This is a genomic window from Flavobacterium sp. MR2016-29 (assembly GCF_015350695.1).
GTDB lineage: Bacteria > Bacteroidota > Bacteroidia > Flavobacteriales > Flavobacteriaceae > Flavobacterium.
On record NZ_JADKPU010000001.1, the window covers coordinates 62,919 to 75,990 of the forward strand.

Genomic DNA, 13,072 nt, shown 5'->3' on the forward strand with positions numbered 1-13,072 from the left:
TTTGTTTGTATGGGGGGAAGCCTAAGGTCTGATTAACCTTAGGCTTCATTTTTTTTAACGTATGTTTAATGAAAAATAAAACATTCAAAACGTTTTCGTAAAATAGATTTTAACTAATTTTATAAAAAATTAAAAAATGAAAAATATAGTATTCTTAGTTTGCAGTGCATTATTTATGATGGCTTCGCAAGTTCAAGCTCAAAAAACAACAAATAAACCTAAAACAGAAGTCATGGCAAAAGAAACCATTTATCAATTTAAGGTTGAAGATTTATCAGGAAATACTTTTGATTTTGCTTCTTTAAAAGGAAAGAAAATTCTAATTGTAAACACAGCATCAAAATGTGGGTTAACACCACAATACAAAGATCTTGAAGCAGTTTACAAAGAATATAAAGACAAAGGTTTCGTAATTGTAGGGTTTCCTGCTAACAACTTTGCATCTCAAGAACCGGGAACAAACGCGGAAATTCAGACATTTTGTCAACAAAATTATGGGGTAACTTTTCCAATGATGGACAAGATTTCTGTCAAAGGTGATGACATGGCTGATGTTTATAAATTCTTAACTCAAAAATCTAAAAACGGTTTGCAAGATTCTGAAGTAGAGTGGAATTTTCAAAAATACTTAATCAACGAAAAAGGGGAATTGGTTAAAGTTATTAAGCCAAAAACGTTAGTTACAGAACCAGAAGTTATCAACTGGATAAAAAGTTAATTAGATTACTGTCTAAAACAAAAAATCCACAAACTTGAATTAATTTTCAAGTTTGTGGATTTTTTTGTAATTTATTAGTTGCAATACATAGGTCATTTCTCGTACCACGAAATGACAAAATGTAGAGAATGATCATTATCATTACGTGCGGTTAAACCAATATTAACTGCATAAAAACCAAATCAAGCCAATGATCGAATTTATAACCAACTTCTCGAATAGTTCCTGTAACAACAAATCCGTATTTTTCATGAAAAGCAATGCTTCCTGCATTATCAGCATCGATAGCACCAATCATACAATGATAACCTTGTTCTTTTGCTAAGCGAATTAATTCAGTCAATAATTTCGATCCTATTCCTTTTCCTATTACGTGATCGACCACATAAACAGAATGCTCCACAGTATATTGATAACCAATCTTTTCACGAAATTGCCCATAACTTCCAAATCCAACAACTTCGCCATCTAAATCCGCTACCACAATCGGAAGATTTTTAGCTGTTTTATCTTCAAACCATTTTTTTTGCACTTCAAGCGTTTGAATATCATAGTTGTAATTTGCAGTGGTATGCAAAATAGAATAATTTACAATATCAAGAATTTTTTGCAAATCATTTACAGTTGCGGGTCTAAGGTTTAGGTTCATGGTAATTATGTAAGTGTTATTTTGTATTTAATTCGGCCAGTAAAGTATCAACTTCTTTCGAATTCCAATTCATTTCGTTAGAAATAGTTTTAGCGTCTTTTGCATATTGCAAAGCCATTTTTTTATCTTTTATTTTATCGTAAAGTCGTGCGAGGAGCAAGTTTCCATCATAAGAATCATTTAATTCTAACGAATGTTTTACCCAAGAAATCGATTTTTTTAAACTTTCAGTATCTTTAATATGTTTTAAATACGTTTGACCTATATCTTTCAGGAAACTGGCGTCATTCCAAACTAGCTTTTGAGCGTTTTCTAGGGTTACTTTCTTATAAAACTGCCATTTTTCAGTTCTTTCTGCTAAAGTCAAATCAAACTTAAAAACTAGGGAATCTGTCTTTTGCAATCGAATCGATTTTGCAACTTCTCTTTGTTTATAATAGTTTACAGTATCTAAATTATCGACATACGGGCGAAGCAATTCGTTTACAATACTTTCTATTTTGCGGTCTACACGATTTTGAGAAGCTACAGCAGCAAACTCGTTTTGATGTTTTAAAACATATTGAAACTCCCTCGAATTTATATCCGTTACTCCATTTGCAATAATTCTCCAATTGGTTTCGCTTACTAATTGAACATCAGACTGTGTATTCAGGTAAATGTGAGTTGGCGGTGATAAATCGGTTCTGTCTTTTCCTTTTTTTAAAGTATTCAAATAAGAAAAGAATTTACTCGAATTGCTCGGATCTGCAAGAAACTCTTTTTCTAAATAGGGCAATTGCATTTTCAGATTTAAGGCATTATTGGCTTCAGTCATAAATTCAGGCGTTTTCATTTCGCCTTTTAAGCCATACAAAAGCGTTTCATTATTCGGATCAATAAATAAAAACGTAGGCAATGATTTAGTATTAAATTTATTCTTAAGCGCAATTCCTTCTTCTTTTTCAATGTTTTTCCAAGCGCAAATAAAGTTTTTTTTCAAAAAGGACATGACATTCGGATCGCTAAAAACCTCTTTTTTCATTTGGTTGCAGTGCGGACACCAATCAGCGTAAAGCATTACAAAAAGCGGTTTTCCTTGTAATTTAGCCGTTTCTAAAGCAGTTTTGTAGGGAGTGTCTTCTGGAACAAACTGATTTTGAGATTTTACGGTTTGGAATGAAATGAAAAGAAAGAATATATATAAGAAACGCATATTGAGTTTTTTTATCAAAATTTCGCTTATACAAATATATTCCCTTTTTCTAAAACCACTCTTAATATCTTCCTAATATATAAGTAAAATCAAGTGCGAAGTTTGTAACTTTGTAGTAACAAAAGAAATCTTTAATCTTAGATTTTCTTTCCAAAAGAAATACGCCATACGAATGATTTACCCCAAAATACCGCTTGCACAAAGCATTATCGAAATTTGTTCAGCAAAAGGAATCACCAATATTATAATCTCTCCAGGTTCAAGAAACGCACCTTTAACTATAGGATTTGCCCAAAATTCAAACTTTAAATGTTACAGTATTGCAGATGAGCGATGTGCTGCATTTTTTGCTTTGGGAATCGCGCAGCAAACTAAAAAACCAACGGCAATTGTTTGTACTTCAGGATCTGCGTTGTTGAATTATTATCCGGCTGTTGCCGAAGCTTTTTACAGTCAGATTCCGTTAATCGTGATTTCTGCAGATCGTCCTCAAAGCAAAATTGACATTGGTGACGGACAAACGATTCGTCAGGAAAATGTTTTTCAGAATCATGCTGTTTTCAACGCAAATTTAACGGAAGAGGCTTCTGCTGAAAATGATTTAAAAATCAATAAAGCCATAGAAACTGCGATTCTTTTAAAAGGTCCAGTTCATATAAATGCACCTTTTGAAGAGCCATTGTACGAAACAGTTGAAGCGCTTTCAGTAGAACCAAAGATTACACATTCTGACGAAATTCTCGGAACAAAAATTATTGAAAACGAAGAAGATTTTGTTGCAATCTGGAATGCAGCAAAGCGAAAACTGATTTTAGTTGGTGTGAACGAAGCAAATTCTATCGATGAAAAAACAGTAGAAAATTTTGCTTCTGATCCTTCAGTAGTAGTACTGACCGAAACAACTTCTAATTTGCATCATCCAAGCTTTATTAATAGCATCGATACTTTAATTACACCTTTTGGAGATGCTGATTTTAAAGATTTTCAGCCCGAAATATTAGTTACTTTTGGTGGAATGATTGTATCAAAAAGAATCAAAGCTTTTTTAAGAAAATACAAACCAAAACACCATTGGCATATTGATACTTTGCGTGCTTACGATACGTTTAGCGCATTGACACAACATTTTGTAATGCAGCCAAATGATTTCTTCAATTCTCTATTAAATAAAACTTCTTTTACACAAAGTGATTATTTTTCGAAAATCAATTCTATTTATGAACTTCGAAAAATAAAAAGAAAGGAATATTTAGAAAAAACTGCATTTTCTGACTTTAAAGTTTTTGAGAAAGTTATAGAATCTTTGCCTAAAAATAGTCAGCTGCAAATCAGCAACAGTTCGGCTATTCGATACGCACAGTTAATACATATAGATCCTTCAATCGAAGTATTCTGCAATAGAGGAACGAGTGGAATTGATGGAAGTACGTCAACAGCTATTGGTGCTGCTGTCGGAAGTCAAAAACCAAACGTTTTTATTACGGGCGATGTTAGTTTTTTATACGATAGCAATGCTCTCTGGAATTCATACATTCCAAAAAATTTCAAAATTATTTTGATTAATAATGGAGGAGGAGGAATTTTTAGAATTTTGCCTGGTCATGAAGAAAAACCTGTTTTTAATACTTATTTCGAAACGTCGCATAAGCTGACTGCGGAGCATTTGGCTAAAATGTACAAGATGAATTATTTAACAGCAACTGATGTAAATTCATTAGGAGAAAATATAACCACATTGTTTACTCACAATGATGCTCCAACTATTCTAGAGATTTTTACTCCTACTTCTGAAAACGATGTTATTTTGAAACAATACTTTAAAGAATTGGTTTAATTTGTAAGTTAAAGTTTGTTAAAATAAATTAAAAAGCAAAATTAAAATTTACTTTTGACTGCATAATTATGTAATCAATTTAAATTTATTATGAGCGCAAGAGAAGAATTAATTAAAAAGTATGCCGAGGATTTAAAAGAAAAATGTGGAGTAACTCCAAACATGGATTTGTTGACTAAAGTTACCATAGGTTGCGGGCCATCAATCTATAATGGAGATTCGTCTACAGTTGCGGGATCCCAGCAATCGGAGTTAGATACTGTAAAAAAGAATTTCTTAATTAAGAAATTAGGATTGAAGGATAGTCCTGATTTAGATACTGCAATTACTGCAGTTTTAGATAAATACGGCAAATCTAACAAGCATAAATACAGAGCAGTAGTTTATTATTTATTGACTTTGCACTTTAAGAAAGAAAGTGTTTACAAATAGAGTTCAAAAATAAAAGCGCCAATTAGGCGCTTTTTCTTTGATATTTAATTATTTAATTGGAACTGGAAAAATTGGTAAACTTGCGTGGCCTAAAGCATCTACAGTCTGCACAGCAAAAAAGTAATTGTCTTTAGAATAAGGGATTTCAGCCTTAGTATCTTTTATAAAAAATGTCTTTTCCCAATGTGATGAAGAAGTTTCTCGCATCAAAATTTGATAACCATATTGTGCTTTTCCGTCTGGAGCACTCCATACTAAGGTCGAGGAATTAGATAGGTTTTTAACTTCGATGCCAACATTTGCAGGTGATTTTGGTGACCAGGCCAAGTTGGCCAGTGTAGCCAAATTAGAGCAAGCATTTTTTCTTAAATATTCAAAATCCATAAATTCAGGAAGATCACCATATTTAATATTATTTTCAGTTCTTAAGTCTTGATGCTGGTGATCAAAATTTTCATTCATCTCACAAAAACGAACTGCTGCAAATCCATTTTGACTAAATGGAGTATGATCTCCCCCACGTAAAAAACGATCATTTCTATAAACCAATTTTACTTTTAACTGATCCACATATTGTTCTGTAACTGTTTTTATATAGCGAGCCAGCAATCTTGACGGACTATCATTATCACGACTTATTGCCTTGCGCATTTTAGCTTCTTCTTCAGTTTCTAAATAGGGAGTAGTTTCACTAAAAACACGAATTTGAGTATTGTCTCTTAGGTTTGTACCGCTTGATAAACTATTACCAATCATATCGTTGTTCAACATGGCAATAATATTCCAGTTTGATGATTTTGCCAATTCAGCTAAATGACGAGCGCCAATAAGTCCTTGTTCTTCACCAACTACTGCTACAAAAATAATAGTGGCAGGAAAAGACCTTTTACTCATGACTTTCGCTAATTCTATCACTGCTGCAACGCCAGATCCGTCGTCATTAGCGCCTGGTGCATCAGATTTTACGTTCATAACGTCAGTAACTCTTGAGTCAAGATGTCCGCTTATGATAAGAACACGGTTGTCCGTTGGGTCAGTTCCTTTTAGAGTAGCCATTACATTTCCGAGCTGACTGTCAACAGCAACTCTCTTTCCATCTGCTTTGACAGTAAAGTAATCAATTGTAGACGTTAATCTGCCTCCAGATTCTAAAGCAGCTTTATCAAATTCAGATTTTACCCATTGTTGTGCTGCACCAACACCTTTTGTTTTGCTTTTAGTATCACTTAACGTATGTCTTGTTCCAAAAGAAACTAGTTTAAGGATTGTAGCTTCAAGATTTTCTGTCTTTATTTCGCTTATCATTTTTTTTATCTCTGGATCTTCAGCTACTTGAGAAATTGAAGCTTGAGTAAAAAACAAAAAGGCGAAAACAGAATAAAAAATGGTTTTTTTCATTGATTTGGTATTAATTATAGGTTCTCAAATTTAATTAAAAAAAGCGTAAATCATAAAAAGATATTTTTCATCTTTTTATCTAACATATTTTTCGCCGTACCATTTTCAAACTTCGTACATTTGCGACTAAGAAACTTAGTTGCTTTTCAGCTTCGAAACTCAAGAATATGATTGAAATAGGAAAATACAATACACTTACCATACTACGTGATACTAAAGTTGGTTTATTTTTAGGAAATCCTGAAAAAGATCCGGAAGGAATTCACGACATTTTATTACCCAATAAATACGTTCCAAATGAATTTGAAATAGGCGAAGAATTAATCGTTTTTGTTTATTTGGATCACGAACAGCGCCCCGTTGCTACTACGCTAGAACCTTATATTTTATTGAATGAGTTTTCGCTTTTACGAGTAAATTATATTAATCAGGTTGGTGCTTTTATGGATTGGGGAATGGAAAAAGATATTCTGGTTCCGTTTAAAGAGCAGGCACGCCCGATGGAAAAAGGAAAGCGTTACTTAGTTTACCTTTATATGGATGAAAAAACCAATCGTTTGGTAGCTTCAAGTAAATTGAACCAATTTTTAAGCAATGAAAATCTGACGGTTGAAAAGGGAGAAGAAGTTGATTTGATAGTTTCACATATTACCGAATTAGGAATAAATGTTATTATCAATGAACAACACAAAGGATTATTGTACAAGGACGAAGTTTATGATGATGCCATTAGAACTGGCGATAGAATGCGCGGTTATATTAAAAATATTCGTCCTGATAATAAAATAGATGTAGCATTGCAAGTTCAAGGCTATCAAAGTATTGAGCCAAATGCAGAGAAAATTTTAGATGAATTAAGAGCCAATCGCGGTTTCTTGCGTTTAAATGATAACTCGCATCCAGAAGATATTAAAACAGTTTTAAAAATGAGTAAAAAGACTTTTAAAAAGGCCATTGGAGCCTTGTATAAAGATAAACTTATTGAAATTAAAGAAGATGGGATTTATTTGATAAAGGAAGAGTAAATTCTTTAAAAGATGAATTAATATAACAAGAAAGGCTGCTCATTACAAGCAGCCTTTCTCTTTTTATTCAGTTTTAAAAAAAATTGTAATTAAAAAAAAACAGAAATAAAATAATTCGAATCCATTAAAAAAATAATAGCTTTAATAATTTTAGAAATTACTTTTTTATATGGGTATGTCTTTAAACAATCAATTCATTTATCTTGATATCAAAAAATCGAGTTCACGGCTAATCCATTTGGTTTAATAAAATAACTTTTAGAAAGTTTTGGTTAGTATTTCCTCTTTTCGTAATCAATTTTATACTAATTACATAACAATTCTAGCGTTTAACCTTAGGTGTTACAGTCTCCTCTTTGAAGTTTTAACAAACGAATAAATCATTTGCTCATTATTTATAGGCTTACTAATTAAAACCGTAAAAAAATGAGCGACAAATTTTTTAAATTTTCTCAAAAAAATCATTTTTTAGGTTAATAAATCAGTGAAAGAAAATCAATCTTAAGTCAATGAAATAAAATGTATCTCATTGATTTCTAGAGTGTAAAATTACTCATTATTTTTTAAAACGAATGTTAAAAAATGTTATTTTTTGTAGGGAAATACTAATTGTTAACATTCGAAGATATTTTAGCACATACTTAAAGTAAATTGAGTAGGTAAAAATGTAAAAATGGTTTATTTTTACACTATAATTTTTAATAAAACAAATAGAAATGGATTGGATCACTGCCAGAGAATTTGAAGATATAACCTATAAAAAATGTAACGGAGTTGCTAGAATCGCTTTTAACAGACCAAATGTTAGAAATGCTTTTCGTCCTAAAACAACTTCAGAATTATACCAAGCTTTTTACGATGCTCAAGAAGATACTTCAATTGGAGTAGTTTTGCTTTCTGCAGAAGGTCCATCAACTAAAGATGGTATCTATTCTTTTTGCAGCGGCGGCGATCAAAATGCTCGCGGACATCAAGGTTATGTTGGAGAAGACGGACAGCACCGCTTAAATATTCTTGAAGTACAGCGATTAATTCGTTTTATGCCAAAAGTTGTTATTGCCGTTGTTCCAGGGTGGGCAGTTGGCGGTGGGCACAGTTTGCACGTAGTTTGCGATATGACTTTAGCCAGTAAAGAACACGCTATTTTTAAACAGACAGATGCAGATGTAACAAGTTTTGACGGTGGTTATGGATCTGCGTATTTAGCTAAAATGGTTGGGCAGAAAAAAGCACGTGAAATTTTCTTTTTAGGAAGAAACTATTCTGCTCAAGAAGCCATGGATATGGGAATGGTAAATGCTGTAATTCCGCATGATGAGCTGGAAAATACTGCTTACGAATGGGCACAGGAAATTCTGCAAAAATCCCCAACTTCTATTAAAATGCTGAAATTTGCCATGAATTTAACAGATGACGGAATGGTTGGACAGCAAGTTTTTGCCGGAGAAGCCACTCGTTTAGCTTACATGACAGAAGAAGCAAAAGAAGGAAGAAATGCATTTTTAGAAAAAAGAAAACCAAATTTCGGAGAAAATAAATGGTTGCCATAAAAGTTAAAAATTGTTTCAAGTTTCAGGTTTCAAGTTGCTAAACCCAGAACTTGAAACCTGAAACCTTAAGATAAAAAAACAATACAAAACAAAATAGAAAGAATGAAACATTGGATTGAAGCCGCAAGATTGCGCACATTGCCTTTATCAGTTTCTGGAATTATAGTAGGAAGCATTTACGCTTTATCGAACCCAACAGAAACTATCAATACGCCAACAGAAGTTTTTAGCTGGAAAATTTTTGGTTTTGCACTTTTAACAACGCTTGGCTTACAGGTTTTATCCAATTTTGCAAATGATTATGGAGATGGCGTAAAAGGTACAGATAATGCCGATAGAGTAGGACCGCAACGCTCTATTCAGAGTGGAGCCATTACCCCTCAGGCTATGAAAAAAGCAATAATAATTACCGCTGCATTGACTCTTTTATCAGCAATTACATTAATTTATTTTGCTTTTGGCGAGACTAATTTTGTTTATTCTATCTTTTTTCTGTTACTGGGAATCGCGGCAATTGCTTCTGCAATTCGCTATACAGTGGGCAATTCCGCTTACGGCTATAAAGGCTTGGGAGATGTTTTTGTTTTCATTTTCTTTGGGTTGGTAAGTACTTTAGGTGTTAACTTTTTATACTCAAAAGAAGTTGATCCGCTTTTAATTTTGCCGGCAATTTCAATTGGTTTGTTAAGCGTTGGAGTTTTGAATCTGAACAATATGCGCGATGAAGAATCAGATAGAAAATCGGGAAAAAATACAATCGTAGTTCAAATGGGCGGAGCAAAAGCTAAGATTTATCATTTTTCATTGATTCTTACAGCAATGATTATGGTAGTTGTTTTTGCTATTCTAAGCGATTATCGTTTCGATCAATATTTATTTTTATTAGCTTATATACCTTTAACGAAACATTTAATTACAGTTTATAAAAACCAAAATCCTAAGCTTTTAGATCCAGAATTAAAAAAACTGGCATTGAGCACATTTTTGCTTTCAGTACTATTAACTGTTTGCATGATTTCTTTGATTTCAGACATATTTGTTAATCTATTTTTAGGCGGCAGATAAAACAAAAGTTCAATTTTAAATTTTACAAAATGAAAATTACATTTTACGGGCACGCCTCTTTAGGCATCGAAGTTGGAGGAAAACATATTATTGTTGATCCATTTATTACAGGAAATCCTCAAGCAGCTGGAATCGATATAAATACACTAAAAGCTGATTATATTTTATTGACGCATGCGCACGGCGATCACGTTTTAGATGTTGAAGCTATTGCAAACAGAACGAATGCTGTTATTGTTTCGAATGCAGAAATTACAAGTTATTACGCCAAATTAGGATTGAATGCACACCCGATGAATCACGGAGGAAGCTGGAAATTCGATTTTGGAAAAGTAAAATATGTAAACGCTATTCACTCAAGTTCTTTTCCTGACGGAAGTTATGGCGGAAATCCTGGGGGTTTTGTGATCGAAGGCGAGCATAAAAATATTTACATTGCCGGAGATACAGCACTTACTTATGACATGAAATTAATTCCGCTAAGAACAAAACTTGATTTGGCTATTCTTCCAATTGGAAATAATTTTACAATGGATGTTGAAGACGCTATTATTGCTTCTGATTTTGTTGAATGTGATAAAATATTAGGCTACCATTTTGATACTTTCGGTTATATCGAAATTAATCATGAAGATGCTATTCGTAAATTTTTTGATAAAGGAAAAGATTTAATGCTTTTAGGAATTGGGGAATCGATTGAATTGTAAGGAGTTAATTCTTAAAGTTTAAAAGAATAATTTTTTGGCATAATATATGTCATTTCTCTTATATAGAAATGACAATTTACAATAAACCATCAATTTATATGAATTTAAAAAGATTAGCCTTACTTTTTTTAATTACGATTTCATACAGCTCTTTTGCACAAAAAGATGGCTATTGGGATAAAGAGCGCGCTACTACAAAAGAAATAATAGTTTCAGCACGTGACCGAATTGTTTTGAAAACAGAAGATTTGCCTGTTGGAACTACTGAAATTGTGTACAGAATTACACTTTTAGACGAAAATCAGCAGATGGCAAATAGTTTGGTTTCGGTTTTGAAAGCAATTCCAGATCCAACTGGAATCAGCCAAGGTTCAGCGGGAGCGGTATTTTTGATGTCGAAAATCTCGGGTGACGATACTTGTACTTATGCACTTTTTACTTCTGATGAAAATTCTAAAAAATATATTGAAGACGGAAAAACGGATAAAGCCTGTTATGCTCAAGTAGATGCCGTAAGCAAAGATGCAAAAAGGCTTTCACTTGATAAATCATCTTGTTTAGGACAAAATGTGACTACTCTTTTCTTTGGCTTTCACAGTAAAAATTGGGTTTTAAATCAAAAAATAGTTTTAGAAGTTGTGCCGTGGGTCGATACAAAATTAAATAGAGGCTGGAACCAAGACAACAAAAACGAAATTATCAGTCTTTGTAAAACATCGACAATGGCACAAAAAATGGCCAATTCAGATGATTTTTGTGTTTGTATTTTGGAAAAAATAATGAAACAATATCGTTATACTGAGTTTCAAAAATTACTGCCAATTGAAAAGAACAAAGTGTACAAAGACTTTGGAAATACCTGTTATAAAGATGCTGACATTTCTAAAAATGTTTTTGATGACTTACGAACTCAAGCTTCGGCATTAATAAAACTGCAAAAATACAATGAAGCAATTCCTAAATTGAATACCATAATTAATGAAGGAAAAGCAACAGCACTAGATTACAGCTCAATTGGTTATTGCTATATTTTAACGAAACAATATGCAAAAGCTATAAAGTTTTTAAAAGAAGGCGAAAAACTAGATGATACGGAATTAATGGTAAAGTTAAACTTGGCACACGTTTACTTGGTAAGTGATGATTACAGCGAAGCAAAAGCAATCTATAAAAAATATCAAACTCAAAATGTAACCGACAGTTTAAGCTGGAAAGAAAAAACTAAACTGGATTTTACTAATTTCCAAAAAGCAGGTTTACCGTCAAAAGACTTCGAAAAAGTTCTTAAGCTTTATAATTAAAGAGATTTCTTCACCATATAAGTGATATAAGTTCATTTAAAATTTAATGTTTCTACAGTAAAAACTTAAATTAGCTTATATCACTTATATGTTTTAAAATAATTTGCATATTGAAAGCTACTTATCATAAATACATGCTCGAGTTTAAACGCCCTTCTGGTACGTCTAGAGGCGTTATGACAGAAAAAGAAACTTGGTTTATCGTTCTCGAAGAAAACGGTAAAAAGGGAATAGGAGAGTGCGGTATCCTGCGTGGCTTAAGCGCAGACGACCGAAGTGATTATGAAGAAAAACTGAATTGGGCCTGTCAAAATATTCAGCTTGGAGAAAAAGAGCTTTGGGAAGCTTTAATAGAATTTCCTTCTATACAATTCGGAATCGAAATGGCTTTTTTATCCTTAAAAAGCGAAAATCCTTATTTGTTATTTCCGTCTGATTTCACGAATAGTTCAAAATCAATCGACATAAATGGTTTGGTTTGGATGGGAGAAGCTTCTTTTATGAAAGAACAAATTGAGGAAAAGCTGGCAACTGGATTTAATTGCATTAAACTTAAAATTGGTGCAATTGACTTTCAAAAAGAATTAGAATTACTAGCATTTATCAGAAGTCATTTTTCGGCAAAACAAATCGAAATAAGAGTGGATGCAAATGGGGCTTTTAGTTTAAATGAAGCTTTAGATAAATTAACTCAATTATATAAATTTCAGCTTCATAGTATCGAACAGCCTATCAAAAAAGGCAATATTCAAGAAATGGCAGATTTATGTGAGACAACTCCTTTTCCTATTGCTTTAGACGAAGAATTAATTGGTGTTTTTTCATTTGAAGAAAAAAAAGAATTACTACAGAAAATAAAACCCCAATATATCATTTTGAAGCCAAGTTTTATAGGCGGTTTTAGAGGAACCAAAGAATGGATAACTTTAGCAGAACAATATAATATTGGCTGGTGGATTACATCGGCATTAGAAAGTAATATTGGATTGAATGCTATTGCACAATGGACATTTCTTCAAAACTCTAAAATGCCACAAGGTTTGGGAACCGGCGCTTTATATACCAATAATTTTGATTGTCCTCTAGAAGTTTCGCAAGGGCAATTATGGTATAATACATCAAAAAAATGGGATTCAAGTTTTTTATAAGGTTCAAAGGTTCAGAGTAGCAAAGGTACAGAGTAAAAACCTAAGAGCCT

Annotated in this window: 12 protein-coding genes; 9 read left to right on the top strand and 3 right to left on the bottom strand. The window is 32.6% G+C overall.

Annotated elements, in window-relative coordinates:
- Nucleotides 1–136: 136 nt before the first annotated feature.
- Entirely contained in the window at nucleotides 137–718 is a 582-nt protein-coding gene (locus IR010_RS00285) for a glutathione peroxidase (protein WP_029270421.1), read from the top strand.
- A gap of 151 nt (nucleotides 719–869) precedes the next feature.
- Here IR010_RS00285 and IR010_RS00290 read toward each other — a convergent pair whose 3' ends face one another.
- Complete coding sequence (locus tag IR010_RS00290) at nucleotides 870–1,367, bottom strand: GNAT family N-acetyltransferase (RefSeq protein ID WP_194566009.1); 498 nt, start codon at nucleotides 1,365–1,367, stop codon at nucleotides 870–872.
- A gap of 16 nt (nucleotides 1,368–1,383) precedes the next feature.
- The gene (locus tag IR010_RS00295) at nucleotides 1,384–2,562 is read right to left on the bottom strand and encodes a thioredoxin family protein (protein ID WP_194566011.1); all 1,179 of its coding nucleotides are present in this window, start codon (nucleotides 2,560–2,562) and stop codon (nucleotides 1,384–1,386) included.
- Between the two features lie 172 nt (nucleotides 2,563–2,734).
- Here IR010_RS00295 and menD point away from each other — a divergent pair, with 172 nt between their 5' ends.
- A complete protein-coding gene (menD, locus tag IR010_RS00300) occupies nucleotides 2,735–4,396 on the top strand; it encodes a 2-succinyl-5-enolpyruvyl-6-hydroxy-3-cyclohexene-1-carboxylic-acid synthase (protein ID WP_194600613.1) in 1,662 nt (553 codons plus the stop codon).
- 90 nt (nucleotides 4,397–4,486) lie between these two features.
- The gene (locus IR010_RS00305; RefSeq protein ID WP_194600617.1) at nucleotides 4,487–4,828 is read left to right on the top strand and encodes a DUF2853 family protein; all 342 of its coding nucleotides are present in this window, start codon (nucleotides 4,487–4,489) and stop codon (nucleotides 4,826–4,828) included.
- A gap of 48 nt (nucleotides 4,829–4,876) precedes the next feature.
- Here the strand turns inward: IR010_RS00305 and IR010_RS00310 are convergent, their stop codons facing one another.
- On the bottom strand, nucleotides 4,877–6,226 hold the full coding sequence (locus IR010_RS00310) for a M28 family metallopeptidase (protein ID WP_194600619.1): 1,350 nt from the start codon (nucleotides 6,224–6,226) through the stop codon (nucleotides 4,877–4,879).
- A gap of 167 nt (nucleotides 6,227–6,393) precedes the next feature.
- Here IR010_RS00310 and IR010_RS00315 point away from each other — a divergent pair, with 167 nt between their 5' ends.
- The 6 genes from IR010_RS00315 (at nucleotide 6,394) to IR010_RS00340 (ending at nucleotide 13,022) form a co-directional block, all read left to right on the top strand.
- On the top strand, nucleotides 6,394–7,251 hold the full coding sequence (locus IR010_RS00315; RefSeq protein WP_194566019.1) for a S1 RNA-binding domain-containing protein: 858 nt from the start codon (nucleotides 6,394–6,396) through the stop codon (nucleotides 7,249–7,251).
- 716 nt (nucleotides 7,252–7,967) lie between these two features.
- Entirely contained in the window at nucleotides 7,968–8,801 is an 834-nt protein-coding gene (locus IR010_RS00320) for a 1,4-dihydroxy-2-naphthoyl-CoA synthase (RefSeq protein WP_194566020.1), read from the top strand.
- Nucleotides 8,802–8,903: 102 nt separating this feature from the next.
- On the top strand, nucleotides 8,904–9,866 hold the full coding sequence (gene menA, locus IR010_RS00325) for a 1,4-dihydroxy-2-naphthoate octaprenyltransferase (RefSeq protein ID WP_194600623.1): 963 nt from the start codon (nucleotides 8,904–8,906) through the stop codon (nucleotides 9,864–9,866).
- A 29-nt stretch (nucleotides 9,867–9,895) separates the two neighbouring features.
- Nucleotides 9,896–10,573, top strand: coding sequence for a metal-dependent hydrolase (locus IR010_RS00330; RefSeq protein ID WP_194566022.1), 678 nt, complete (start codon nucleotides 9,896–9,898; stop codon nucleotides 10,571–10,573).
- A 98-nt stretch (nucleotides 10,574–10,671) separates the two neighbouring features.
- Entirely contained in the window at nucleotides 10,672–11,874 is a 1,203-nt protein-coding gene (locus IR010_RS00335) for a tetratricopeptide repeat protein (RefSeq protein WP_194600626.1), read from the top strand.
- A gap of 110 nt (nucleotides 11,875–11,984) precedes the next feature.
- On the top strand, nucleotides 11,985–13,022 hold the full coding sequence (locus IR010_RS00340) for an o-succinylbenzoate synthase (RefSeq protein WP_194600628.1): 1,038 nt from the start codon (nucleotides 11,985–11,987) through the stop codon (nucleotides 13,020–13,022).
- The last annotated feature ends 50 nt before the right edge of the window (nucleotides 13,023–13,072 follow it).